Raw genomic sequence first — 26607 nt, forward strand, 5'->3', positions numbered from 1 at the left:
AAAGAAATATTATGATATTCGGAAGAAAGAAAACCAATTCGATAAATGATGTTTTGCAGAGTTATTCTACAGAACAGACAGGTATTACAGAAATTAAGAAGTTGTTACAAAATGGAGTAAATGCAACTTTAGGGATTTCAGATACAAAAGGTTATGAACCTTTTCATGTCGGAACGACAGCTTTGATGCTGGCAGCTAATTGGGGGTATGACAAATTATGCTATGCCTTGCTTAAACAGGGTGCTGATGTCAATGTGGCTAACACAGAGGGGTTCACCGCTCTGAAAGCTGCTATACGAAATAATTTTATAGATATTGTAAAGGCTTTATTAAACTCTGGTGCGGATATTAATCTTGTAGATAAATATGGTGAATCCGCATTGTTCTGGGCTACTTATAATACGGAAATCCTTAAATTGATTCTTGATGCACAACCTAAAGAACTGAATCTACAAAGTGAACATTATAAGGAAACGGCATTGATTAATCCTTCACGTAACGGACAAATCGAAATTATGAGATTACTCTTGGAAGCCGGGATTGATCCTAATATTCCGGACAAGGGCGGTATGAGGGCTTTGCATTGGGCTGCACAATACGGACAGACGGAAAGCATCCGGTTGCTGTTATCTTATGGCGGGGATGTCAATAGTACCACTAAAAAGAAAATTACCCCTTTAATCTCGGCAGTAATCAAAGGAAATCCGGATGCGGTTGAATTGTTGCTGAAATCCGGTGCAGACGTTCATGCAAAAGAAAAAACTGGTTGGAGTGCTTTAACGTTTGCGGAAAAGAATGGTAAAGAGGATATTATTACTATATTACAAGCATATAGTTGATTATTATAAACAATTAGATTTGAAATAAAATGATACTGATTATATTACCTCTTATCTTGATTCTTTTTCGATTCTGGATAGGTTGTTTTATTTCATAGAAGATATAAACTAACGGAACAGTTCTATTCGTACATTTCACATTATCGGTAATTCTTATAACTTACAATTTGTTTTCGTTCCATTGATACAATTAATGAAATAAGCTGCTACATTGATTTTTGTGTGATTTGAGCGATTATCGAAAAAGAATGGACGGGAAACGAAAAAAGTAATATTCGGATTGCCAGTAACTTTGCAGCCGTTTTTAGAAACCTAAAAAGGATTGCATGGATAAATTTTTTGATTCAATGTTACAGGAGATTGACCGATATACGGGGACGGTCAATCTGGAAGGGGAAAACATTATTCCGGGATGCCGTGAAATGACGAAGTTCCTGAAAGAAAAGATGGTTGAACTGAAAGACTTCGCACTGTCACACAAGTTTAAGGATGACGCAGAGGAAATCCGATTTTTTAAGTATCAAAAGCCGCTGATACTCGGACGGCTGCTCTACTTCTACAAGCTATACCAGATCGAGAGCAACCGACCGCCAAGCAATGAGCTTGCCGCAGGTTATTATCAGGGTGAGATAGAGAAGATGAAAGCAGCCTTTGAGAATAGCCTGTCATTCTTCCAGTATTACCGTAGCGGGGCTACGTACCGGGACAACTTCTACTTCAAACGGGGACAAACGGAGATAAGCCCGGAAACGGACACGTTCATCTTCGAGCCGGAAGCGGAGCTATCCACCGGATATGACCGACTGGTCGCCCGGCTGATTGCGGTGGAACTGCTGTTAGCCTTCCTGACAAGGCGGATGCGTGAGCCTGCGGACGGTGAACCGCTATCGGGAAAGAAACTGTACTGGACGGACAAGAAAGCGGCGGCGGTGGAACTGATATACGGCATCCATGCGGTGGGAAGCGTGGATAACGGGAAGGCGGACATTATCGACATCGTGACGGCATTTGAACGGACATTCCATATTGATCTGGGCGACGTGTACCACACGTTTATCGCCATGCGTAACCGGAAGAACAGCCGGACAGTGTATCTTGACCAAATGATCGAACAACTGCTCAAACGGATGGACGAAACGGACAACTAACTTACTGAAAACCAGTTATGGGATTACCAAGTTCGTAGCAAGCTGCTAAAAGCGACTTTATCGAACCCTAACCAGTGACAAGCGGCTTGCAGCCGCCGGAAGAACCGAAGAAAAGGCTCTCCGGCGGCTTTTTTCGTGCCGGAAAAAATCTTTGGCAAGGTGGTACGGACGTGAAAAGAAAAACAATCGAATAGGCGGACATTTGCGACCATAAATCTAAAAATCAACAGATTATGGAAGTAATAACAATCGAAAGCAAAGCGTTTGCCGCCCTCGTGGAGAAGATAGACGGGATAGCGGCATACGTGGAAGCGTCCCGGCAAAAAGAACAGGACGGACAGCAGGGACAGGAAGAGAAGAACAGCCGGACGACGGGCAAGTGGATGACAGGCAGCGAGGTGTGCGAATATCTCGAAATCAGCCCCCGCACCTTGCAACGCTACCGCACGAACCGGATTATCGCCTTCTCCATCTGCGGGAAGAAAATCCGCTACCGCCGCACGGACGTGGAGCAGTTCCGGGAACGGTGGATGCGGGAAACACCCGACAAGCAGATCGACCGGATGGTCGAAGCACACCCTTTGCATGAACGTAAATACAAGCTGTATGGTAAGAAAAGAGGAAATACTGGCAAGGACGAGTAACGGGCTGGACGTGTTCCGCCACTACCTGCCCGTGAAGTGGCGGGTAGGCAGGAATTTCCTGAACCCGCTGTACGAGGACAGCAAGGCTTCGTGCAACGTGTATTATGACCGCCGTAGCGGGACGTACAGGATGAAGGACTTCGGGAACGGGGACTTTTCGGGCGACTGTTTCTTTATCGTGGCGAAAATCAAGGGATTGGACTGCAAGAACGCCGCCGACTTCGTGGAGATACTGGAAACGATAGACCGTGAGCTGTGTCTGGGTATCAGCGAAGATGTACCGCCAGAAACGGTACGGGAACGGCAGGCTGCCATGCGGGTTGTCCCGTTGGCGGAAGGAAGCGGGATGAAAGGTGACGGGACGGCAGAGCCGACCGGGACGGAAGAACGGGCGGCAGAGCCGGAACACAAGCCACGCCCGTACCGGACGGTGCAGCAGCCGTTCACGGAAAAGGAACTGGAATATTGGGCTGGGTACGGGATAACGGAAGCGGTGCTGAACCGATACGGGGTGCAGTCGCTGAAGGAATACCGGAGCGAAACGAAAGACGGGAAAGCGTTCGGTTTCACGTCCACAGCCATAGAACCGATATTTGGGTACGTGGGGAAATGGGGCGTGAAGGTGTACCGCCCGAAATCGGAAGTACGGTTCGTGTACGGCGGTCATACGGGAGATAATTATTGCTTCGGGCTGGAAGAGTTGCCGCCCAAAGGCGACACGCTGTTCCTGACGGGCGGGGAAAAGGATGTGCTGACGCTGGCGGCGCACGGGTTCCATGCGATCTGTTTCAATTCGGAAACATCGGTGATACCTGCAAAGATCATCCGGAAGTTAGTGTATCGGTTCAAACATATCGTTCTGCTGTACGATGTGGATAAGATAGGGCTGGAAAGCTCCGAGAAGCACCGACAGCAGCTAACGGAGTACGGGGTGAAACGGCTGGTGCTGCCGCTGACGGGTGAAAAGACGGACAAGGACGTGTCGGACTACTTCAAGGCGGGACGGACACGGGACGAGTTCGTGAAGCTGTTCCTTAAAATGCTGGATAGCCTGTACGGTGACACGATGGCGGTATTGAAATCCTGCGAGATCGACTACGACCACCCGCCACAGCAGGCGGTCGCCATCGTGACCGCCGGGGACGTGCCTCTGGGTTCGGAAGAGAACATCCTCTGCATCACGGGCGGGGAAGGCACGGGAAAGAGTAATTATACGGCGGCACTGGTCGCCGGGGCGATTCAGGAGAAGGAAACGGATGCGGACTTGCTGGGCGTTCGGGTAGAGCCGAACCGGAAAGGGCGTGCGGTGCTGCTCTACGATACGGAGCAGAGCGAGCAACAACTGTACAAGAACACGGGGCGGATGCTGCGGCGTGCCGGACGGGAGAAGATGCCGGAGTTCCTGCACGTGTATTGCCTGACGGGAATGTCACGGAGCGAGCGACTGACGGCTATCATGCAGAGCATGGATAAGTACCATTACCTGCACGGGGGGATTCATCTGGTGGTGATCGACGGGGTGGCAGACTTGATACGCTGCGCCAATGACGAGGGGGAAAGCGTGGCGTTGATTGACGAGATTTACCGACTGGCGGGGATTTACCGCACGTGCATCGCCGCCGTGGTGCATTTCGTTCCGAACGGGTTGAAGTTAAGGGGACACTTGGGTAGCGAGTTGCAGCGCAAGTCGGCGGCTATCCTCTCAATAGAGAAGGACGAGAACCCGGAAATCTCGGTCGTGAAAGCATTGAAAGTGCGTGACGGCAGCCCGTTGGATATTCCTATCATGCAGTTCCGCTGGGACAAACAGATGGGGATGCCCGTGTACGTGGGCGAAAAGCCCCGTGCGGAGAAAGAGAAGCGCAAGGAGAAGGAACTGGCGGAGATGGCACGGGAAGCGTTCACCCGGCAAGAGAAGTATGGCTACATCGAACTGTGCGAACTGATACAGGAGATGCTGGAAGTGAAGGAACGGACGGCAAAGGGATATATCCGCTATATGCGTGAGAAGGAAATCGTCGAAAAGGAAGGAGATTACTATGTACACGGACAGGGAAGAGTTTGAAGGCTGGATGCAGCGGATCATGCAGCGGTTCGACACAACCGAAAAGCTGCTGGAAAGGGTGCTGAAAAAGAACAGCCAACTGGACGGTGAAGAGGTGCTGGATAATCAGGACTTGTGCCTGCTGCTGAAAGTCGGCATACGGACGTTGCAGCGATACCGGGCTATGGGGCTGCTGCCCTACTTCACGATCAGCGGGAAGGTATTCTACCGGGCGAAAGATGTGCATGAGTTTATCCGCAACCGATTCGATGCAGTGGCGGAGAGAAAGCGTAAGTGAAAAGTGAACGGTTGCCCTGCTTTGTCGTGAGATAAGGCGGGGCTATTCTTTTGTAGTTCGGCAGGTTTGCACTATATTTGCAACAGAAAATATGAAAGTTCATTGCCCGGCTTGAACGCAAGCGGGTTTTGATTATATAGATTGTACGTTCGCTAAACGTCTTGAAGTAGGAAACTGGTAATTTTTGACAAATCAGACGAATGGCGCAATGCACATGCTGTATGTATATACGGCGTGAGCTTGCCTATTCGATTTGTCAGGCATACCAGTGCCTCTACTTCGGAATAGTGTGAGTTCACGCTATTTTTTTATGGCTGCTGGCGGGCATAACCGATAAAAACAACGTTATGAAACAGATTACTTTGTATGTGTACCAAACCATTGACGGATGCCCTGCCCGTGCCGACAAGCAGGTGGACGATGCTATTCTGAAAGCCGATTGCCTGCTCTTGGATGAAGAAACTTATCTGGATGTATTTATGAATCACCTCGGCTGGCCGCTCACGGAGAAAGAAACTTTTGTAGTGGCGCAAGCCGATTGTAACCTGACGGAAAAAGAAGGGGTGCAGTTCATCACGGGGGATACCGTGGCGGAACTCTCACGGATGAAAGCTGCGGGTGACGGGGTGATGGTCGCCTATGGCGAAAGAATTGCGGCTGTGCTGCTCAATAGCGGGCTGGCGGATGAAATCGTGGTAGTTACGCTGCCGAAGGTCGCAGGGGGTGACGAAAAAGCTTTGTGGCATATTACGGGTGACGGTGCGATGTGGGTGGTACGCTCCTGTAAGGTGCTGGACGGCGAGAAGGTACGAATGGTGTACGGAAGGGTGTAATTTATGCGACAGTGTCGCATGAATGGGAGATAACAAGAAAGGTGCGACACTGTCGCACCTTTCTTGTTGAATTTAGGCAACATTGTTGCCTATTTCCAAATATCCTCGTTTTCCCAACCAACCGGAAAGCCCATCGCACGGACATCTATCGAAGGATAGCGGGAAAGCAAATCCTTGAACCTTTCGACAAACGAATGGTTCGGATTGATTATATCCAACAGATAAACGGTCATGCTCAATATGAAATAAACCTGCCGTGTGCCATTCGCCGGAAGCGTGACAAAGGGCTTGCGTGGTGAACGGGGCATTAACGGGCGGATGCTAAGTGTCCGATTCCATAAGCGGCAATGATGGGCGCAAATGTTACGGATATAAACAATGCTGTGCAGCCATGAAGCAAAAACGGTGTCGGGCAACCCGAAGTAAGCCGCAATGCTCCGCTTTGCCCTTCCAGGAAGCAGATTATTGTATAGAATCGACAATGTACCGAAAGAAGTTATTTCCATCGTTATCCAACTTGGTGGAAAAGGATCGGAATACTTGGATTTGAAAGCTGTAACAAATTCCTCGTCACTGCGCTGGTACTCTTCATCTATCTTTGACAATATCTTGGCGTGACGTACCGGATTGTTAAAATGGGAAGCATCGGCAAACCAATATCCATCCCATTGGGAAGAGAGTATATAGGCGGTCTGTGTGCGTACAGCCACTTCGATCTTTTCCAGTTCCGTAATAATCAGCTTGCGAAGCTCACTATCAAACTTATAGATATTGTAAGCGGCATCGAATGTACTGCCGGGCTTGAACAGATGGTTTTGCTTGTCTGCCAGCAAAGGATACCAGTAGCCGCTCAAACGGTAATAACTGATATTGCGTAGCAGGTGCAAGGCTTTGGCTTCGTCCGTGAAAACAAGCCCACGCTGTTTGAGCAAAGCAATCTGATCCGGAAAAGATATGAGTTGTTTGGGGTAAGGAATTTTAGTCATAGGGGTATAAAAAATAAAAGGCTTACCCTGAGCGCGCTGATCTGACGGGAAGCGGGGTAAGCATGTTGCTGCAAAGATAAAACTATTCTCTTGAAATACAAAACACTCGTCCTATTTATTTTGATTTTATAGGGGGTATACGGGTGTACGGGGTTTTCTGCCCCGAACACCCGAAACTTAATCGTGCATCACGGATGTAATACCTTAAAATCCCGTCTGCCGCCCTTTCCTTTTGTCTTGTCCGTGCGGGGCGGGAACTCGTACACGGTGCGGAAGTCCTTGTCGAAGGTGACGTGCGCATCGAAGGTTTTGCCGTCCTTGTTCTTAAAGCCTTTGATTAGGGACGTTTTGCCTTTGGTTACAAGGTCGGTAATCTGTTTGTCGGTAAGCTCTTTCCCGCCCTTGTTGCGGAAGATGGTAACACCACAATCGACGTTGCTGCACTTGGCGACTTTCGGATAGAAGAGGATGCGCCCGGACTGGCATTTGGGGCAAGGGATGTGTTCACCGTCCGCAACCGATACCTGCACCTGCAAAAGCTCTTCGGTAATCTGGGCGGTATAGACTTCGATTCCCCTGCGGAACGTGGCAGCGTCCATCCCGCCCGTCTCGATGCGGGCAAGGGCGGTTTCCCATTGCCCGGTCATTTCGACATCGGCAATGCGTTTGCCCTTTACGGTATAGTACACCGCCAACCCTTTCTCGGTCGGGACAAGGTTCTTCTTGTCACGGCGCACGTAGTCACGGGAAAACAGGGTTTCGATAATGGACGCACGGGTGGCGGGCGTGCCGATACCGATGTCTTTCAGGCTGTCCCGCAGTTCGGTTTCCTGCAACTCCCTGCCGCAACTCTCCATAGCCGAAAGCAGGCTGCTCTCGGTGTGCAGGGGACGGGACTTGGTCTGTTTCTCCACATTCTCCGCCGATTGCAGGGGGAAGGTTTCGCCGGGCTGCAAAGGCGGAAGGGCGGTGGATTCTTCTTCCTCGTCTTTCTCGCCACGGACGGCACGCCATCCGGCAGACTTGATTACTGTCCCTTTGGTGATAAAGTCGCTACCCGCTGCGGTGAAACGGACGGTTGTAACGTCCTTTACGCAACGGGCGGAGAAGGATTCAAGCAGGCGGGCGGCAACCATATCGTACACCTTGCGTTCGTCCTTCGGCAGTTCGCCGGGCAGACATTCGGTGATAATCAAGGCATGGTGATCGGTGACTTTCCCGGCGTCCACGCTGCGGCGGTTGAGTGCCGTCCCTTTCAGGGTGGCGGCATAGGCAGAGAAAGCGGGGTATTGTTCCAAAAGGGCAATGCGGGACGGGATTTCGTCGAAAACATCGTCGGAGATAAAGCGGGAGCCGGTACGGGGGTAGCTAAGTACCTTTTTCTCGTAAAGCGATTGTGCTATGGAAAGGGTTTTGTCGGCTGAAAAGCCGAGCTTGCTGTTGGCTTCCTTCTGCAACGAAGTAAGGTCGTAGAGCAACGGCGGTTCTTGGTTCACTTCCTTGCGCTGCACATCGGCAACCATGACCGTGCCCGTGGCGGTAACGGCATTAAGGGCGGTCGTTGCTGCCGGAAGGGTTTCGTACTTGTGTTCGGAGATGGCGGAGAAGGGCGTACCGTCCTTTTCTGCCGTGACCTTTAGCTGGTAATAGGTCTGCGGGGTGAAATTCCTGTTCTCCAGATAGCGGGAGCAGATCATCATCAAGGTAGGTGTCTGCACCCGTCCGAGCGAGAAAATTCCCTGTCCGGCGGCGATGGAAAGTGCCTGCGTGCTGTTGATACCGACTAAATAGTCGGCGATGGCACGGGCTTCGGCGGCACGATAGAGGTTATCGTAATCGCTGCCGGGTTTGAGCTTATCCAGCCCGTCACGGATGGCACGGTCGGTCAGCGAGGAAATCCACAAGCGGACGAAAGGTTTGCGGCAACCGAGGTAATTGTAAATATAGCGGAAGATTCCTTCTCCCTCTCTTCCTGCATCGGTTGCCACGACGATCCGGTCGGACTGGGCGAAAACTTCGCCAATGACCTTTAGTTGTTTGAGTACGCCGGGATCGGATTTGTACTCTTTGCCTTCCCGTATCTGGCGGGGTATGAACTTGAACTCCTGCGGGATGATGGGAAGGTTTTCACGGCGGAAGCCGGAGAACCCGTAAGCATCGGGCATGGCAAGCTGGATGAGATGGCCGAACGCCCAGGTAACGAGGTAGTCGTTGCCTGAAAGGTAGCCATCGTGACGCTGGCGAACATTCAACACGTTTGCTATGTCCTTCGCTACGGAAGGTTTCTCGGCGATAATTGCTGTAATCATATTTCTTTGGTTTTTAATAGTTTGACAAAAAGCATCCCGCCCTAAGTGACGGGATGCTTCGGATAATTACTTGTGATAATCTTACCGGATAAAACGGGTATCAGAGGCGGGGACTTTTGCGCTGCCGGGGTTTGGGCTTGTCCTGTTGCTGCTCCTGTTTCTTATCTTCTTTCTTGCCCTCTTTCTGTTCCTGCTTGCGGTCTTGCTGTTCCTTCTGCTCTCCGGTGGGACGGGTTTGTGCGGACTGCAAGGCTTCTTTCAGGCTCTTGGTGGCTTCGTTGGTCTTGCCCTCGGAATTGACGGCTACCTGCACCTCGTTCTCGACGGCGGGTTTGACACGTCCTTCTTCAAGTGCGGTCTTGTAATCCTTGGGGAACATGAAGGCGGGGTATTTCTGTCCGGGCTGCCATGTGATGTACCCCTGATAGGATTTGCCGTTCTGGTCTTTCAAACCGGAAACTTTGACCGTGCCGCCGCCCGCAAGTTCCGTTTGCGACTTTTCGGTAAGTTCCTGCTTGCGGAAGGTCTTGGGGACTTCCTGATTGGCGGTCTGTTTCTGTAACTCCTTGTGTGCGTCCATCGCCAGTTTAGCCCGGTCATTGAACAGCAATTCGAGTTGCATCTTGGCGGCGTTGAACTGGACGGGGGCTTCGTAGGTTTTGGGCTTCTGCCCTTCTTTGGCTTTGGTCTGGAATTTACATACCACGGCTTCGCCCTTTTTCAGCCGTGCCACCTCGTCCGGGGTGAAGGTATGCCCGTTCTTCTCCGCCGGGATGCGCACCTTGTCAGCCGGGAAGGATGCCAGTTCGTTCGTTTTCTGGTTACGGCTGACGAGGGACGGGACTTTCTCGCCCGCCCGGTTGGTGAGTTCGACAATGCGCCCCATGTTCCCGGCGGTCTTGATAGCGTCGCTATCTTCCTTCGTGAAGGTATGCCCGAAGAATTGCTGCTGCAACTTTTGGGGATCGAGAATCCCGTGGCTGCAAACGACTACCCTGCCGTCGGGGGCTTCACGCAAGGAAAGCTGGCTGTCGTTGGCATGGGAGATCGAATCGAGATTGAAATATACCCGGACGGTCTTGTCGGTCTGGAAGCCCCGTAACATCTGGTCGAGCATACCGTTCTGCTCGATCTGTTCACGTTTGATGCCGAGATTGGCGAGCGAGTTCCAATCTATCTTTTCCACATCGTACTTGTACTGCGGCTGTTGCTGTGCCTGCCCTTGCTGCGGTGCATCTGTCGGCTGCTGCTGTTGCTGCCCTGCGGCAGGCTGCGCCTGTTGCTCGCCCTGTTGTTGTGCCTGTGCGGGATGTTGTACCTCGTACTGTGCCATGCGTGCCTGTCCTTCGGGCGTGGGGTTCTGCACGGTCTGCTGAAAATCTGCCGCTACCCGTTGCACATCCTCTTCCGGCACACGGAAGAAATGGAAACGGGTGGGATCTTTCAACTGGTTCCAAAGATTGGAAAAGAAGTTGGAGAACATATCTCCGTGGCGATCTACCCGTAGCAGGTCGTTGTTGTCCTCTAACGGGTTCTTGGTTTGTAACTCTCCGTCCTTTACTCCGCTGACGGCTTGGATGGTCTTTTTCTCCTGATCCATGACAAGAAGAATATCCATCAGTTGTTCGCTGTTGTCCGGTCTTTCGTCCATAAACTTAAATTTTTAATGGTGAATACTAACGGTTTCAGTGGAAACCGGACGTAAATATATAGGGGAAAGCATTGATAATTAGCAAGTTTACAGCGGGGTGTCGCTACTTGTCATCCGGTTCGCAGGTTTGTCGTGGCGGATAGCGGGAGAATGGGGAAAGTTCGGGGTGCAAAGTGATATAAAGCAAAGGGGGAAGTCTTTTATCAGGCATCAGGGAAATAAAATACAGTAATTACTGTATTTTTCGGGATTTTGTTTTATATTTGGGCAAAAGGACAAATGAAGCCGTTAAATATCCTTTTGCGGACGATTATCGAAAAAGAACGGACGGGAAACGAAAAGGGAATTGAAGGACGGCGGGGTATCTTTGGAGTGATATATTAAAAATGAGATATTATGAAACAAAAAACAATTTTGATTATGGGATTACTTAGTATGTTTGGACTAAATAATACTGGCTGTATAAATTCACAGTCAAGTAATAAATTTCAAGGAAGAGAACTTCATTATGCTATAAATGATAGTCTTCCGAAAAACTACTATTTACTAACTATGTCATGTAATGGATGCAACTTTCGTATTTTGATTAACGATGTTCCCGTATATGGTTTTTGGGATACCGGAATGTATACGGGTTCATATCCAATCAATCACTTCATGTTGAGAAGTGGTGCGCAAAAATTGAAAGTGGAATTATATCCTGTTTATCAACACGAAGAACTGGGAATAAACAGTGAAGAGCCTTTATATTTAGAAATAAAAAAAAGATTAAATACTGGAGATTTAGATGATTATGTCCCGGTATTAATCAATCCAATTCCCAAAATACAAAAAGGTATTCCTTACTATGAATATGAATGTATATTTAAAGCAGAGGTTCCTTATGAGATAAGTGAACTTGATAATCTAGTAGATTTGAGTAAAGAAGTAGATATAGAAAAGCAAGTAGTCGCTAAATATAATGAAATAAAAGAATTATATGAAAAAAAGAAATATGCTGAATTTCAAGATGAGTTTAGATTAAGAGATGAAAGAATTAAGATAAGCCATTATCTTAGTGAGGATAAAAGTCAAAAAATATTAGAGAATGATATGAACCTAATGAAAGGAAATTACAAAAAAGTCGCCCCAATAGAAAACTACAACATTAAATTGTATGGAAATAATAAATTGATATTATTGGAAGATAAATGTGATTTAGATTATTTATTCCGTTTAGATGATGGTGGTGAAGAAATATGGCCTATTTCTTTTTATTTAGGAAAGAGAAAAGGAAGCGACAAATTGGAGATAGTATTTTAGTTTTTATATAAGTAGAAATGGCAATAGATACGACTATGATACCTAAAAAGTAAATACCTAACGTCTATTAGGATTGAAAAAGAACGGACGGGAAACGAAAAGGGAATTGAAGGACGGCGGGGTATCTTTGGCAAAAGAAAGAGTTACAACAAGATTATGAACTTAATATTTAAGCGTATGGGTGCAGTTGCAAAATTTCTCTTAAACATCACGCTAATAACTGTTATCAGCGTTGTGTTACGGATTATAGTTTCTTATTATCCGGATTATGATGTACGGGATTTTGACACGAAAATATTCCCTTATATCATAACAGGGCTATTCTTTCTTGCCGCCTTTCTGAACCCGGAAGGAAGCCTGTGCCGTAAAGGGGATTTGATTATAGGCATCATCGCCCTTGTCCTGTCAATCATCATATCCTTTATAGCCTACGAACTCGAACACATGAGTTGGCACTAACTAAATAGTCATTTATGGAAACGATCTATCATTTCTTCAAAGAGGACAAAGCCAATGCGGTGCTATTGGTTATCGCCTGCCTGTTGCTGTGCTTTCTTCTTTACAAGGTGGCAGGAATCAAAATCAGGTTCAACAAGAAAGAACCGAGAACGGTTTTTTCATGGAGTCCGTCTGTCAGTACTCCATATAATTATCCGGTTGAACTTCTCCGTTGCAAGGTGGGTTTCGGGAACAAAGGTAAAAGTTTTCCGGTCTTTGATTCGTATCCGATATTGGGTATCGGAGAAAGCGGAGCAGGTGGAGTCGATTTAAATGCTTTCGACATAGAACGCGGATTTCCAATTCCCAATAGTATTGATATTTTGTGGGTTGCATATACCGAGAAGAAATTCTATCAAGCAAATATCCAATTTTCAGAGGAATTGCAAAACAGAATATTGGAGTTATTTCGAGAGGGGTACTATGGCGTTAAAGAAAAGCAGCGGTTCAGATACAACAACCTTGTCATAACACTTCTGCCGGAAGGAAAAATATGGCTATACCTCGATGGGGCGCACCGTTATGTCCGTTTGGATTATACACTACAGGCAGAAGAGGTATCAGTAGAATTAAGTGATTATGTGGATACCCGTCATAAAACAATGGATGATTTTTGTACAGGTCGATTGTCGGATTATCCCAAAGCGATTGAAAATCTATCGAAAAATGGTATTCCTAAAGGATTATGGGATACTTATGCAGAGAGGTTTCCGTATGATATTCAGATTGAGTTTGAGAATGAGCAGAGTGTATTTGATCCGGATTACGGGTATTATTGTTCCAATGGTGAGATGCTCGGAAGTCTTGATGATGTAAAGTATTATCCTATGGCACGGCTGAAACATTTGATAATGGCATGGAACGTTGCCGACACGGTATATACGGGGCATCTGTTTTTTAATGAGAATGAGGTTATACGCAATTATCCTGCGGCATTTGGCGATGAATCTAATCCCGATATTCGGGGGAAATTTCTGATTAAAGTCGGTGAACAAAACAACCGATTTGACATCAGCCTTAGAGTTGGTGAGAGAGAATGTAAATTTGAGGAAACACAAATTCATGTCTTTAAGGTAACGCCAGAGAACAAAGATAAGGACGATCATTTGTTTTACTGGAATTATCGAGGTGAAGAGGTCAAAAAATATATAGGAGAATAAGAATATACTAATCGGGGTATCTTTGGTGGAGAATGCAGGATAAAATAATAAACATTGGATTATGTACATTAAAATGCTTGAATTATGAAAAATAGATTGCTTGTCATTGTTGCAGTTCTGTTCTGCATTATAACAACAGGCTCGTGCCAATCAACAACTAAAAAAATGGATAAAAAAGAAATGAAGGAAGAACTGGTTAAGTCGTTGAAGGAGTATTCCGAAAAACGAGTATATTATGTACAGGTCAATAAAGGCGGGTGTCGTGTGGAACTTGACGTAAATGGGTTACTACTGCATAATGATTTCACAGAGTGGGGATCAACAGGTAGTATTCCAATGAATTTGTCTATACTTAAAAGTGGAAAACAGTCATTGCAGGTTAAGATTTATCCAACATCGCAGCAAAAGACTTTGACGGATATAACCCGGTTGCAAGTAACTGTCACATACGGGAAAACCCCGAACTCTTCCATAGAGGAACAAGTAACCGTATTGGATTGGAACTTACCAAAAGAGATCATAGACCAGAAGCTCTCCTATTATGAAACGACTTTGGATTTCGATGCTGCCGTTCCGTATGACTATACTTATCGGCTTGATGATGCTGTCGATTTGAGGAAAATACCCAATATAGAACAGTTGGCTTTGGAAAAAATGAAAGAAATTCGTCAGTTGTATGAAGCTGGCGATGTGGAAACTTATTGGAATATGGTTTTTGACAAATATTCACAATATGCCAATTCTCTGTATCAGACTTCCGAAGAAATATCCGAAGATATTGAAGATGATGTGACCTTTTTCGGGTATCACAAAAATCGGAAAATATTTCCTATTAATGATTACGAAATATTCTTCTATGCAGAAGGAAGGATAATCACGTTATTAGAACGAGATACAAGAGAATCTATTCTTAAATCTTCTTATATTGATGAACAAGGATTTGAGTGTGAAGATGAATTGACTATAATACTCTATATGCCAAAAGGAAACAATGAATTGCGGATATTTTAGAGATACCAAATGTGATGATCTATTACGGAATTGTTCAACTTGAAATAATGAATAATGAAAGCAGTAATAACCCTATTAATATGTATAGCTATGGCGACTTGTTCCAATACCAAACGAGGTACTTCTTCCGAGAAAGAAACGGGGGATATTCCTATCGCAGAAAATTACGGTGATAGCTTGGTCGGAAAGTTCGTCACGAACTTGTACGAGTTCAAGCTATACGACCAGCCGGAAGGAAAAGTAACGGAAGAACTTTATCCTGCCCGGCATTATGGCGGACACGTGAAAGAGAAGAAAGGCGACTGGATAAGGTTTGAGGATCTACGTGCGATAAATAAACTTGCTGTTCCCTTCTCCGGCTGGACGAAATGGCGTGAAAACGATACGATACTGTTTAAGGTTTTGAAAATGCAATAAGTGTATGAGGAAATGGACTGTTTACATATTACTGGTTGTGTGTTTGTCGGGTTGCGGACGGGGGAACGGAAATAAACAGGGCGGTTTCTCCAATAGTGCAATTGCTGATAGTATTCCGTCAGAAGCTATCAGGTTGAAAATACAAGGAAATGATCTTGTTAATAAAGGAGATTACAATGCTGCTATGGAATGTTATACTAAAGCGATTGAAATTTATCCGAAGTATGATACAGCATTCTATAATTTAGGGAAAATTAGTTCGAAACTAGGTGATAACAAAAAGGCTATTGCTTATTACACTAAAGCTATAGAGATAAATGCTCACTACTTATTTGCCTATTACAATAGAGGAAATAGCAAAGCTAATCTCGGCGATATCCAAGGGGCAATTGCCGATTACACAAAGGCAATAAAAATTAACCCTCAATACACTAAAGCCTATTATAATAGAGGGCTAAATAAAGCAAAAAGAAATGATTACAAGGGAGCTATCAGTGATTATACTCAAGCTATCAAAATAAATAGTCAATACGTTAATGCTTTTTACAATAGAGGAAATCTAAAGTCAAATCTTGGTGACAACAAAGGAGCTATAGCTGACTATCTAAAAGTGATAGAGATTAACCCCAAATATATAAATGCTTATATAAATCTTGGTGTAGTAAAATTCGATATAGGAGATTATGAAGGTGAGATTGCAACTTATCGACAAGCAATAAAGAACTGTAAACCCGATGCGGATTTATTTAATAACTTAGGGCGTGCGCTGTATGACCTGAAACGCTTCAAGGAAGCTGCGGAAGCATACGGCGAAGGAATAAAGGCTTTTCCGAGTGACGGAAAGTTGTACTATGGTCGTGGGCTGGCACGTAACCAGTCGGGCGATAAGAACGGAGCTTGTGAGGACTGGCACAGAAGTAGTGAATTGGGATGCTTTCAGGCTAATGCGTTGTTGCCGTTGTGTGGTGAATAAATAGAACTAAATTATGGATAAATGGTACGTTTACATATTACTGGCTGTGTGTTTGTCGGGTAACGGACAAGCGAGGGAAAATGTGCAGGGCGGTTCTTCTAAAAGTGATACAGCAGTACAAAAGGTCGATACTGTGAAAAATACCAATATTATGAGGTGGCAGAAGAAATATAAAGTTATCAAACATTTTGATATTAATGCTTTTGAACGAAATCAAAAGAAGTGGATCTATGAATTTACAGACAACAATGGAATGACTGTACAGCAGGAAAAATCTTATGATGATATAGACGCAAAAACAGGACTGTATTATATTGATAGCCGTTCTTACCCATATTCTAACTATATCCATGTTTGTTTGTATGATGGCATGGGACGTATCAAAGGATATAATATGACTTTCTACAGCATAGTTGTTGGAAAAGTGTATCGGTATGACATTAATGGACAAGTTGTGCATGAAGAAGATATGGATGCCCCGTATAAATTTTCATTAGAGGACTTAATCTTGAAAATGAAAAAAGAATACGGTATTGATATAGAGAAAGGGAAAAATATACGAGATATCAATAGATTTACTACGGATAGAGGTTCGTTTTATGCAATATCAATCATACTTGATAATTCTAAGTGTGACATATATTTATTTAATGGTGATGATGGAAAGATTCTATTTAAAACAAGAGAGGAATCTGAATGGTATCCGGGCATGAGCGATGAGAATGTTTATGATGAGTATTTGAGATCAATCAGAAGCGGTAATTACGGAAAGTAAAAGGAAACATGTATGTTTAGAAAAATAAATTATAGAAACGGCTATTCCGCCAGCAATCTGTCTGGCCGGAATATCCGTTTTTCATTTATCATCACACGTTCTTAATCAGGTGCGAGAGTTCGGGATCAGCCTTGATACGCTCGATTTCGTCGGCGACAATCTGCTTCACCTCGTTCTTGATGCGGTAGTAGTTCGCATCAATCTGTTGCTGCATGGTGTCGTTGCCGTCCTTGTCGGTGAAGTCGATAATCTGCGGTATCTTCACGTAACGGGCGGTTTCCCGCTTGACCTGTTCGTTATCCACGACAATCTCGGCATGGAAAATCTTCTGTTCGATGCGCTCGTCGAAGTTATCGGCGACCGCTCCGACGAACATACCCTGCGTCAAGTTGCTGATTTTGGATGCCGGGATAAGGCTATCCATCTGGGTATTGATGGAAACGGAAGTCTCGTTGCGGTTGATGGTCATGTTCTGCCGTTTCTGCAAGACCTTGCCGAAGCGTTCGGATAAGGTTTTGGCGGTTTCGGCAACTACCTGACCTGCAAAGACATTGCCGACCGTATTGCAAATCACGGCACTTTCCTTGTCGCCGTAATCACGCTTTAGTTGTGAGAAATCCTGAAAGCCAAGCATGACGGCTACCTTGTTGCTTCGGGCGGTGGCAATCAGGTTATCCAGTCCACGCATGTAGATGGTGGGTAACTCGTCAATGATAACGGCGGATTTGAGCCGTTTCTTCTTGTTTATCAGCTTGACAATACGGGAGTTATACAGTCCCAACGCTGCGCCGTATATGCCCTGTCTGTCGGGATTGTTACCTACTACAAGCACTTTCGGTTCTTCGGGATTGTTGATGTCGAGTGTGAAATCATCCGCCGTCATCACCCAGTAGAGAGCCGGGGAAATCATGCGGGAAAGCGGGATTTTGGCACTGGCTATCTGCCCTTGCAACTGCTCCACCGCCGAGCTTTCCCAAGCATCCATGAACGGGGAAAGATAGTTTTCCAGTTCGGGGTAACTTGTCAGGATGGGAAAAATATCGGCATACTTCCGGTTCAGAAATTCTATCGCATGGGGGAAGGTGCAATACTTGCCGTTCTTGAACAATTTGAGAAACCAGATGATGGCTGCAAGCAAGATTATCGGGGATTCCACGAAGAAATCGCCCTGCTTGCTGATCCACGTGCGGTTCAAATTTAACATGATGGTGTAGGCACTTTCGTAAGCATCGGATATGTCCGTCATAAAGTCCGGGTGAATGGGATTGCAACGGTGGCTACCTGCCGGATCATCGAAATTTATCACGTAGAATTTCGGTTTGACTTTGTACCCGTCCAAATGAGTAAGCAGGTGGTTATAAGCAATCTCGGAGAGGTCGGGATATTTGAAATCATACAAAAAAACGGAAAATCCTTTTTCGATAACCTGCTTGATATATTGGTTAATTATCGCATAAGACTTGCCGCTGCCGGGCGTTCCTAATACCATTGTTGCACGAAAAATATTTACTAAATTTATATAACCTTCATAAATTTTACCACGATACCAGAACCGGGTGCGGAGATTGACGGAATACTCGTTCTCTTTCAATTCAGTTTCCTGCATAAAGGATTCGTTCTCCACGTTGAACACGTCTTCAAGCAAGTTGGTTTTGAGCAGGCGGGACATCCATAACCCTGCCATGAGCAGAAAGATATATCCGGCTGTAAGGGTGGCGATGTAGAACACCGTGTTTGCCGACAAGGGCAAAGGGAGTGCCAAGAGCCACCAGTTGAAAAAGAACAGCAACAAGCCCGTCACGCCGCAAAGGATTATCTTGCGCCAAGTGATTTTCTGCTCCTTCACACCCTTAGTCCCCAAACAGGAAAGGGCAAGGAACAGCACGGCAAAGAGCTTCGTCCAAAAGATACTGGAAAACAGCCCGGCGGTGCGCTGGAAACCGAGCAGGATTCTATCGACTACGCCGATATTGATGCCCCACTCCTGAATAGATTGGAAACAGAACCAATAAATATTGATTACTACAAATAAAATGCTGATAGCACGCATGAACTCCATTACTTTGGCAAGTCCACGCAAATCGTCTTCGTTTTGCATATTGATATACTTTTAAAATTGTAAATACTGCAGAAGGTTACTGCTGTCTGCCGTACCTGCGCCTTTTCTTCTTTTTCCGCTGCTGTGGTGCGGGCTGGTCGCCGGATGCGCTGCCCTGCACGGGTGCGAACAGGCTGAAAGCGTTTGCCACGTTTTGGGCGGTGTTGTCCTTATGGTCGGGCTGGTAGTCGGTATCATGCCCGTTCCACTGGGATGCGCCTGTATGCCCTTGCTGCTGTGCGGGACGTTCCACTCCGGCGGATTGCTGCGGCGGGTGAATACTATCCTGTCCGGCGAAAAGGTCGTTGAATACATTGGCGGAAAACTCCTTACCCAGACGGGAACCGTTGAAAACGGTCTTGTCGGCATGGTCGATGAAGGTCGCCCCATAGATGCGCCCTGCATCGTTGGTGCGGAATACCACGCCGATACCCTGCCGCATGAGTTCACGCTCGAAATGTGCCCGGTCACGCCCTGCGGTCTGCATGGCGGACGCTATGCGGGCGGCGGTATCGGTGGCAATGTCCTTGTGGCTCTTCACCCATGCGGCGGAAGAGAGCATACGCTTTTCCAGTGCGGCGATACTCGCCTCTTTGCCAAAGACGGAAGATTTGAAGGGTTTGCCGACCTTGTTGCCGTCCTTGTCCGTCGCCGAATAGGACAAGCCGTGATACTCCCGTCCGCCATATTCCCCTTTGACTTCATCCACGCTGATACCGTAAAGCGAAAGTACCGCACGGTATTCGCCGAGCGACTGGAAATGCCACTCACGGGCTATCGGTCGGATCACTCCCGCCAACTGCCCTTTGAGGTTGCCGCTCTCGTAATCGACGGGCGACAAGGGCAGCCCTTCCTTCCACTCCTTTTTGGTAGCCGGGGTAAGGTTGAACTGCTGTTCCAGTTCCCGGCAGACCTTCATCGAACGCTCGTGTTCGTAGCTGTCGGAAATCGCCCGCCCGGTTTCGTCCACACGGACGGAAACGATATGCAGGTGTTCCCGTCCGATGTCGTTGTGGCGGTAAACGATATAAGGCTGGTCGCCGAAGCCCATGCGCTGCATATACTGCTCCGCCAATTTTATGAACTGTTCCTCGGTCACGCAATCTTTCGGATCGGGATTGAGCGAGATGTGCAGGATGGGTTTTTCGGTCTTGCGGTTGGCGGTCAGGTAGTCCCCGAATGAACGGGAAATATGCTCTATCGTGTAGGGTTTGTCGCCCGGTGGTTCGATAATCCGGTTACCGAAAAGCACGTCCGCATGAAGTTCGTCCACCTTGATCTGGTTGTAGGCAAGCACCCCGTACAGGCTGCCGCCGTGTGAAATCTTGGCTATCATCTGACGGGGTATTTGGTTTGAAACTCTTCCGCCAGTGCGGAAATTTGTTTGCTAAGTTCCACCAATTCGAGGGTGTGCTGTTCCAGTTTGTAGAGGAAAGCGAGTGCCTTCTTCTCCGAAAAATTGGATTTGAGCGCACGCACGCATTGGTTGTAATTCACGCCGATGCTGCGGAACTGGGAATGAAAAGAGGTCAGGCGCATGTAGAAATCCTGCGTGCCCTTATCCAGTTTGACGACCTTTATCTCCCTGCCGAAGAGTGCGGAAACGATAAACTCGGCACGGGTTGCCTTGCCGGATTCATCGAAAAGGGCAAGGAAACGGGCGTTGTCCCCGTCGTCCAGACGGAACACGTAGCGGTGGCGCATCTTGTCGGTTTTGGGCTTTCGCCCGTGGTTGTTGGAATACTTCTTCTGACTATCCATAGTCCTATTAAATTTTAAGTGAAACATGGGTTGAAAACTGCCGTATGCTTACGGCTCTCCCCCGCAAAGGAAAATCCAACTCCGGCGGATTTTGCACCAGCGGGGCAAGGTGGTGGTGTGGCACGGAAAGCGAAGCGAGTGCCGCAGCACACAACTTGCTAATTTCGGTTGAAATTAAAATCCGTCCTACCGGACAGATTGGGGATGCCCTTGTCTGTTGCCGACTGCCGTGGCAGTCCTTCGGGCGGTTACTATTCTTGTTCATTTTTACGGAATTTTGGTTCACGGCTGCAAAGTAACAGCCCTTTTCCCGTCCGGTCATTATGCCCGTATGCGACAAACCTACGGGTGGAAAGACAAGGTGCGACACGCTGATAATCAAGCGAATAATCTACCGATATTTTGATATTCCTTTGCGCCGTGGAAGCGGTAAAACGGCTGTTCAACCGGACGGATAAACGGACGCTCAAACGAGTGGATGATTGACTGAATGTACAGCCGGACGGATGATGATTTTGCCGGATGAACGAATGGACGGACGAACGGCTAAACGGTTAGCCGGATGAATGACTAAACAGCTAAACGGTTAAACGGCTAAACAGCCGGATGAACGGTCGGATGATTGGATGAATGAACAAATGGCTGGCTGTACGGCTGACCGAGTGAATGACCGATTGACTGATTGGCTGATTGATTGAATGAACAGATAACCGATTGCTTAGGCAACCGAATGAATAACTAATTGATTGACGATATGGATAAACAGACTTTGAACGTGGCTTTCGCCACACAAAAGGGCGGTAGCGGTAAAACGGCTATCACGGTGCTGGTGGCGAGTTACCTGCACTACAACTGCGGGTGTCCGCTGGCGGTGATCGACTGCGACTTTCCGCAACACAGCCTTTACGAAATGCGGGAACGGGACAGCCGGGCGGTACTGGAAAACGAGTACCTGAAACGGATGGCATACGAGCAGATGCGTGAACCGGGACGTGCCGCCTATCCGGTACAGAAGTGCCGGGTGGAACGTGCGCCGGACATGGCGGCGGAATTGGCGGGCAGTGGAAACTATGACCTGCTGTTCTTCGACCTGCCCGGTACGGTGAACTCGTCGGGCATATTGCGCACCATTGCGCAAATGGATTACATCTTCGCTCCGGTGAGTGCCGACCAAACGGTACTGGAAAGCACGCTCGCCTTTCTGGACGTGTTGCAGCGGATGATGTTAGGTAAGGAAACAAGCCGACTGAAAGGGCTTTACCTCTTCTGGAATCTGGTGGATAAACGGGAAAAGAGCGAACTGTACGGACGGTATGAAAAAGTAATCGCCGGAATGGGACTGCCGATGCTCACGACACAGATACCGGACACGAAACGCTTCCGCAAAGAACTGGATGCGGAGAACCGGACGGTGTTCCGTTCCACGCTGTTCGCTCCCGACAAGCGGATGATCGCAGGCAGCGGAATCCCCGAACTGGCACATGAAATAATATCCATCCTCAAACTATCAGGCTATGAAGAAACAACAAACAGATAAGCCCATCGACGAAGAACTGCTTATGCGGATGATGGCGGGCGAAACGGAAAAGCCGCAAGGCAACGGTGATGCGCCGGAAACAGAAGAAACAGGACAAGAGGCGGAAGAACCGGAACAGGAAACAGAAAAAGGGGAAACTGCCGTGCCAATGGAAAACAGGGTTGCCGGGAAGATGACTGACGGGAAAGTGCTGGATGGAAAAACGGCGGACGGAAAGCGGCGCAAGGCAAAGCAGGCGGCGGACTATGACACGACCTTCCTCAAAGGGATGGATATACCCGCCCGTTACGGGAAGCCCGTGTATGTGCGGCGTGAATACCACGAACGGATCGCCAAAATCTCCATGATGCTGACAGGCGGCAAGGTGTCGCTATCCGCCTACATAGACAACGTGCTGGCGCAACACTTCGAGCAGTACCGGGAAGAAATCGAAGCGGCATACGCCGGGAAGATGGAAAAACTCTTCTAAAGCGGAAAGGAGAAAGGAACATGATACTGAAACTGATACTCTCCGTACTGCTGCTGTACTACCTCTGCGTGCTGTGGAAATATTACCGCACCGACATAGCCGGACTGCTGGGAAAAACGGATGCGGAAGAAAGGACGGACGAACCGGACGAAGAAGCGGAAAAGCCGGACGAACCGTACACGGTTATCGGCAAAAGCACCTACCGGGAAAGACAAACCTACGAGCCGGAAGACAAGCGGGGACACACTGAAAATCAAGCGGATAAAACGGATAATTTCGCACCCGGAACGCCGGAGAGTACTCCGGAAAAGGCTGCGGATAACGGCACGGAACAGGCGGAAGAATCCGCTGCGGACGAGGATGCGGACTACTCCGACATCGAGGTAGAACCGGAAGAGGACGAGCCGGAAGAAGAGGGATATGTACCCACGCCGGAAGAGTTGGAAGAGGAACTGGGGGCGTACTATCCCGACAACAACCCCGACTTTGCCACCGGGTACACCTTCGAGGACTTAAAGATGGTACACAAAGTTATCGCCACGGACGATGCGGACGAGCAGGAGAAACAGCAAGCCCGTGAGGTGCTGCCCGCCGTGATGGGATCGGACGTATGGGACGAGATGCTGGATGAATTTGAAGGGGCACGGCAGCGTGTCGCCCGACTGATGAATAATAGTAATGTTTAATTTAATCTTAAAAGACAATGACAAAAAAGAGATTCTTTTTGATGGCGGCCTGTGTAATGGCTGCCGCTGGTGCGATGGCACAAGGCAACGGACAAGCGGGTATCACGGAAGCCACGCAAATGGTGACTTCGTATTTCGATCCGGGAACGAAATTGATTTACGCCATCGGTGCGGTGGTGGGGTTGATTGGTGGGGTAAAAGTGTATGGAAAGTTCAGCAGCGGTGATCCCGATACGAGCAAGACAGCGGCAAGCTGGTTCGGAGCTTGTATCTTCTTGATTGTCGCCGCTACTATCCTGCGCTCTTTCTTCCTGTAAAAGAAGCGGGTTATGAACTTTGAAATCAACAAGGGGATTGGCAGGAACGTGGAGTTCAAGGGCTTGGAAAGCCAATACCTTTTTGTGTTCGCCGCCGGGTTGCTTGCCGTGTTCGTGGTGTTCGTTATCCTGTACATGACGGGCGTAAACCAGTGGGTGTGCATCGGCTTCGGCGTGACTGCGGCTACGCTGCTGGTATGGCTGACGTTCCGGCTTAATGCCAAATACGGCACGCACGGGCTGATGAAAGCCGCCGCCCGGAAACGGCATCCGAGGTATGTGCTGAACCGACTGAAAATTCCCCGATTATTTACCAAATACAAGAAAGAATGAGAAATGTAATGAAAGCGGCAACGCTGGAAAGCAAGTTTCCGCTATTGGCAGTAGAGAACGGCTGCATCGTGAGCAAAGATGCGGACGTGACGGTAGCCTTCAAGGTGGAACTGCCGGAACTGTTCACCGTTACCAGTAACGAGTACGAAGCGATACATTCGGCATGGCACAAGGCGGTGAAGGTATTGCCGGACTTCTCCATCGTGCATAAACAGGACTTCTTCATCGAAGAGAAGTACCAGCCGGAGATCGACAGGGACGAACTTAGTTTTCTAAGCCGGAGCTTTGAACGGCACTTTAATGAACGCCCGTTCCTGAACCACTTCTGTTACCTGTTCCTTACCAAGACCACGAAGATGCGCAGCCGTCAGGAAAGCACGTTCAGCACGCTGTGCAAGGGCAAGATTATCCCGAAGGAAATCGAGGACAAGGAAGCGGTAACGAAGTTCCTCGAAGCGGTCGGACAGTTCGAGCGGATCATGAACGACAGCGGGTTTATCACGCTCGCCCGCCTGCGGGCGGACGAGATTGTCGGGACGGAAACGACGGCGGGTATCGTGGAGAAATATTTCGCCCTTTCGCAAAACGATACCACTGTTCTAAAGGATATTTCGCTGAACCCAGAAGAGATGCGGATAGGCGATGACTTTCTCTGCCTGCATACCCTTTCGGACGTAGAGGATCTGCCGGGTAACGTGGGAACGGACAGCCGTTATGAACGGTTATCCACCGACCGGAGCGATTGCCGTTTGTCGTTCGCCGCCCCGGTGGGCGTGCTGCTGACGTGTAACCACGTGTATAACCAGTATATCTTTATTGACGACCATACGGAGAGCCTGAAACGGTTCGAGCAGACCGCAAGGAATATGCAGTCGTTATCCCGTTACTCCCGTTCCAACCAGATCAACAAGGCTTGGATAGAGGAATACCTGAACGAAGCGCACAGCAAGGGGCTGGTTTCGGTACGCTGCCACTGTAACGTGATGGCATGGTCGGACAACCGGGAAGAACTGAAACACATCAAGAATGACGTGGGCAGCCAGCTTGCCCTTATGGAGTGCAAGCCACGGCATAACACAACGGACGTGCCGACACTTTTCTGGGCGGGCATACCGGGGAACGAGGGGGATTTTCCTTTCGAGGAAAGTTTCTACACATTCATCCCGCAAGCCCTGTGCTTCTTCACGGAAGAAACGAATTACAAGAGTTCGCTCTCGCCCTTCGGCATCAAGATGGTGGATCGGGTGACGGGCAGACCGCTGCATCTGGATATATCGGACTTGCCGATGAAGAAGGGAGTAATTACCAATCGCAACAAGTTCGTCTTGGGGCCGAGTGGTAGCGGGAAATCGTTCTTTATGAACCACTTAGTCAGGCAGTATTACGAACAGAATAGCCATATCGTACTGGTCGATACGGGTAACTCGTATCAAGGTCTGTGCGAAATGATACACCGGAAAACAAAGGGGACGGACGGGATTTATTACACGTATTCGGAAGAGAAGCCGATCAGTTTCAATCCTTTCTTTACAGACGATTACAAGTTCAACGTGGAGAAAAAGGATAGCATAAAAACGCTGTTGCTCACCCTTTGGAAGAGTGAGGACGACAAGATCACGAAAACGGAAAGCGGCGAGCTGGGCAGTGCGGTATCGGCATATATCAAGAAGATACAGCAAGACCGCAGTATCGTGCCGTGCTTCGATACCTTCTACGAGTATATGCTGAATGATTACCGGGCGGAACTGGAGAAAAGGGACATCAAGGTAAGCCGGGAAGATTTCAATATCGACAACTTCCTGACTACGCTACGGCAGTATTACAAGGGCGGACGGTTCGACTTCCTGCTGAACTCCCGTGAGAATATCGACCTGCTGCACAAACGGTTCATAGTATTTGAAATTGACAGTATAAAGGATAATGCCGAACTTTTCCCGGTAGTGGTAATCATTATCATGGAAGCGTTCATCAACAAGATGCGGCGGTTAAAAGGGATTCGCAAGCTCCTGATTGTGGAAGAAGCATGGAAGGCTCTTACTACGGAGAATATGGCAAATTATTTAAAATATATGTACAAAACGGTCAGGAAATATTTCGGCGAGGCGATTGTCGTCACGCAGGAAGTCGATGATATTATCTCGTCCCCTGTGGTGAAGGAAAGTATCATCAATAACTCGGACTGCAAAATCCTTTTAGACCAGAAAAAGTACATGAACAAGTTTGACGGCATACAGGCGATGCTCGGACTGACGGAGAAGGAGAAAGCGCAGATACTATCCATCAACCTTGCCAACCATCCCGGACGAAAATACAAAGAGGTCTGGATCGGACTGAACGGGGTGCAGTCGGCGGTGTATGCAACGGAAGTTTCGCCCGCCGAATACCTGACGTACACCACCGAAGAGAGCGAGAAAACGGAAGTGTTCAACCTTGCGGAAGAGTTGGGCGGCGACTTGGAGCTTGCCATCAGACGGCTGGCGGAAACGAAGTACAAGTAGTTGCGCCGGAAAGAATATGT

General features: G+C 47.9%; 27 protein-coding genes. 21 read left to right on the plus strand and 6 right to left on the minus strand.

Annotation, left to right across the window (positions count from 1 at the left end):
• Window positions 1-11 precede the first annotated feature (11 nt).
• From BacF7301_RS12720 to BacF7301_RS12745, 6 genes are all read left to right on the plus strand, one after another.
• Window positions 12-839: an ankyrin repeat domain-containing protein gene (locus BacF7301_RS12720; RefSeq protein WP_167963330.1), complete on the plus strand. Its 828-nt coding sequence runs from the start codon at window positions 12-14 to the stop codon at window positions 837-839.
• 326 nt (window positions 840-1165) lie between these two features.
• Window positions 1166-1987: an RteC domain-containing protein gene (locus BacF7301_RS12725; protein WP_167963332.1), complete on the plus strand. Its 822-nt coding sequence runs from the start codon at window positions 1166-1168 to the stop codon at window positions 1985-1987.
• A 233-nt stretch (window positions 1988-2220) separates the two neighbouring features.
• On the plus strand, window positions 2221-2631 hold the full coding sequence (locus tag BacF7301_RS12730) for a helix-turn-helix domain-containing protein (protein WP_167963334.1): 411 nt from the start codon (window positions 2221-2223) through the stop codon (window positions 2629-2631).
• Entirely contained in the window at window positions 2594-4696 is a 2103-nt protein-coding gene (locus tag BacF7301_RS12735; protein WP_167963336.1) for a bifunctional DNA primase/helicase, read from the plus strand. Before BacF7301_RS12730 ends, BacF7301_RS12735 begins: the two co-directional genes overlap by 38 nt.
• Complete coding sequence (locus BacF7301_RS12740) at window positions 4671-4973, plus strand: helix-turn-helix domain-containing protein (protein WP_065538496.1); 303 nt, start codon at window positions 4671-4673, stop codon at window positions 4971-4973. The genes BacF7301_RS12735 and BacF7301_RS12740 overlap by 26 nt, the downstream gene beginning before the upstream one ends.
• A 347-nt stretch (window positions 4974-5320) precedes the next feature.
• On the plus strand, window positions 5321-5806 hold the full coding sequence (locus BacF7301_RS12745; protein WP_167963338.1) for a dihydrofolate reductase family protein: 486 nt from the start codon (window positions 5321-5323) through the stop codon (window positions 5804-5806).
• Window positions 5807-5895: 89 nt separating this feature from the next.
• Here BacF7301_RS12745 and BacF7301_RS12750 read toward each other — a convergent pair whose 3' ends face one another.
• The 3 genes from BacF7301_RS12750 to BacF7301_RS12760 form a co-directional block, all read right to left on the minus strand.
• Entirely contained in the window at window positions 5896-6792 is an 897-nt protein-coding gene (locus BacF7301_RS12750) for an Abi family protein (RefSeq protein ID WP_167963340.1), read from the minus strand.
• A gap of 188 nt (window positions 6793-6980) precedes the next feature.
• Window positions 6981-9101, minus strand: coding sequence for a type IA DNA topoisomerase (locus BacF7301_RS12755; RefSeq protein WP_209319443.1), 2121 nt, complete (start codon window positions 9099-9101; stop codon window positions 6981-6983).
• A gap of 100 nt (window positions 9102-9201) precedes the next feature.
• The gene (locus BacF7301_RS12760) at window positions 9202-10752 is read right to left on the minus strand and encodes a DUF4099 domain-containing protein (RefSeq protein WP_167963342.1); all 1551 of its coding nucleotides are present in this window, start codon (window positions 10750-10752) and stop codon (window positions 9202-9204) included.
• Between the two features lie 396 nt (window positions 10753-11148).
• Here BacF7301_RS12760 and BacF7301_RS12765 point away from each other — a divergent pair, with 396 nt between their 5' ends.
• From BacF7301_RS12765 to BacF7301_RS12795, 7 genes are all read left to right on the plus strand, one after another.
• The gene (locus BacF7301_RS12765; protein WP_167963344.1) at window positions 11149-12054 is read left to right on the plus strand and encodes a hypothetical protein; all 906 of its coding nucleotides are present in this window, start codon (window positions 11149-11151) and stop codon (window positions 12052-12054) included.
• A 156-nt stretch (window positions 12055-12210) separates the two neighbouring features.
• The gene (locus BacF7301_RS12770) at window positions 12211-12513 is read left to right on the plus strand and encodes a hypothetical protein (protein WP_167963346.1); all 303 of its coding nucleotides are present in this window, start codon (window positions 12211-12213) and stop codon (window positions 12511-12513) included.
• A gap of 14 nt (window positions 12514-12527) precedes the next feature.
• Window positions 12528-13712 (plus strand): DUF2931 family protein, encoded by a 1185-nt coding sequence (locus BacF7301_RS12775; RefSeq protein WP_167963348.1) that lies wholly within the window; start codon window positions 12528-12530, stop codon window positions 13710-13712.
• Between the two features lie 165 nt (window positions 13713-13877).
• Window positions 13878-14723, plus strand: coding sequence for a hypothetical protein (locus BacF7301_RS12780; protein WP_167963350.1), 846 nt, complete (start codon window positions 13878-13880; stop codon window positions 14721-14723).
• Window positions 14724-14777: 54 nt separating this feature from the next.
• Complete coding sequence (locus BacF7301_RS12785; protein ID WP_167963352.1) at window positions 14778-15140, plus strand: hypothetical protein; 363 nt, start codon at window positions 14778-14780, stop codon at window positions 15138-15140.
• Between the two features lie 4 nt (window positions 15141-15144).
• Window positions 15145-16113, plus strand: a complete 969-nt coding sequence (locus BacF7301_RS12790) for a tetratricopeptide repeat protein (protein ID WP_167963354.1) — start codon at window positions 15145-15147, stop codon at window positions 16111-16113.
• Window positions 16114-16126: 13 nt separating this feature from the next.
• Window positions 16127-16888: a hypothetical protein gene (locus BacF7301_RS12795; RefSeq protein WP_167963356.1), complete on the plus strand. Its 762-nt coding sequence runs from the start codon at window positions 16127-16129 to the stop codon at window positions 16886-16888.
• 91 nt (window positions 16889-16979) lie between these two features.
• Here BacF7301_RS12795 and mobC read toward each other — a convergent pair whose 3' ends face one another.
• The 3 genes from mobC to mobA are packed head-to-tail and all read right to left on the minus strand — an operon-like array spanning window position 16980 to window position 20747.
• Entirely contained in the window at window positions 16980-18986 is a 2007-nt protein-coding gene (mobC, locus tag BacF7301_RS12800) for a conjugal transfer protein MobC (protein WP_167963358.1), read from the minus strand.
• 37 nt (window positions 18987-19023) lie between these two features.
• Window positions 19024-20322 (minus strand): conjugal transfer protein MobB, encoded by a 1299-nt coding sequence (gene mobB / locus BacF7301_RS12805; protein ID WP_167963360.1) that lies wholly within the window; start codon window positions 20320-20322, stop codon window positions 19024-19026.
• On the minus strand, window positions 20319-20747 hold the full coding sequence (mobA, locus tag BacF7301_RS12810; RefSeq protein WP_175636908.1) for a conjugal transfer protein MobA: 429 nt from the start codon (window positions 20745-20747) through the stop codon (window positions 20319-20321). Before mobA ends, mobB begins: the two co-directional genes overlap by 4 nt.
• A gap of 44 nt (window positions 20748-20791) precedes the next feature.
• On the opposite strand from mobA, the gene BacF7301_RS25825 reads away from it, so the two are divergent.
• The 8 genes from BacF7301_RS25825 (at window position 20792) to BacF7301_RS12845 (ending at window position 26587) form a co-directional block, all read left to right on the plus strand.
• Complete coding sequence (locus tag BacF7301_RS25825) at window positions 20792-21046, plus strand: hypothetical protein (protein WP_209319444.1); 255 nt, start codon at window positions 20792-20794, stop codon at window positions 21044-21046.
• A 24-nt stretch (window positions 21047-21070) separates the two neighbouring features.
• Window positions 21071-21205, plus strand: a complete 135-nt coding sequence (locus tag BacF7301_RS26040) for a hypothetical protein (RefSeq protein ID WP_256380236.1) — start codon at window positions 21071-21073, stop codon at window positions 21203-21205.
• A 296-nt stretch (window positions 21206-21501) separates the two neighbouring features.
• Entirely contained in the window at window positions 21502-22284 is a 783-nt protein-coding gene (locus BacF7301_RS12820) for a ParA family protein (RefSeq protein ID WP_167963364.1), read from the plus strand.
• Window positions 22262-22753 (plus strand): DUF3408 domain-containing protein, encoded by a 492-nt coding sequence (locus BacF7301_RS12825; protein WP_167963366.1) that lies wholly within the window; start codon window positions 22262-22264, stop codon window positions 22751-22753. The genes BacF7301_RS12820 and BacF7301_RS12825 overlap by 23 nt, the downstream gene beginning before the upstream one ends.
• Before the next feature lie 20 nt (window positions 22754-22773).
• Complete coding sequence (locus BacF7301_RS12830) at window positions 22774-23439, plus strand: hypothetical protein (RefSeq protein WP_167963368.1); 666 nt, start codon at window positions 22774-22776, stop codon at window positions 23437-23439.
• Window positions 23440-23456: 17 nt separating this feature from the next.
• A complete protein-coding gene (locus tag BacF7301_RS12835; RefSeq protein WP_009131530.1) occupies window positions 23457-23756 on the plus strand; it encodes a DUF4134 domain-containing protein in 300 nt (99 codons plus the stop codon).
• Window positions 23757-23768: 12 nt separating this feature from the next.
• On the plus strand, window positions 23769-24089 hold the full coding sequence (locus BacF7301_RS12840; protein WP_167963370.1) for a DUF4133 domain-containing protein: 321 nt from the start codon (window positions 23769-23771) through the stop codon (window positions 24087-24089).
• Window positions 24086-26587, plus strand: a complete 2502-nt coding sequence (locus tag BacF7301_RS12845; RefSeq protein WP_167963372.1) for a TraG family conjugative transposon ATPase — start codon at window positions 24086-24088, stop codon at window positions 26585-26587. Before BacF7301_RS12840 ends, BacF7301_RS12845 begins: the two co-directional genes overlap by 4 nt.
• Window positions 26588-26607 lie beyond the last annotated feature (20 nt).

The sequence above is a fragment of the Bacteroides faecium genome, from assembly GCF_012113595.1.
Lineage (GTDB): Bacteria > Bacteroidota > Bacteroidia > Bacteroidales > Bacteroidaceae > Bacteroides > Bacteroides faecium.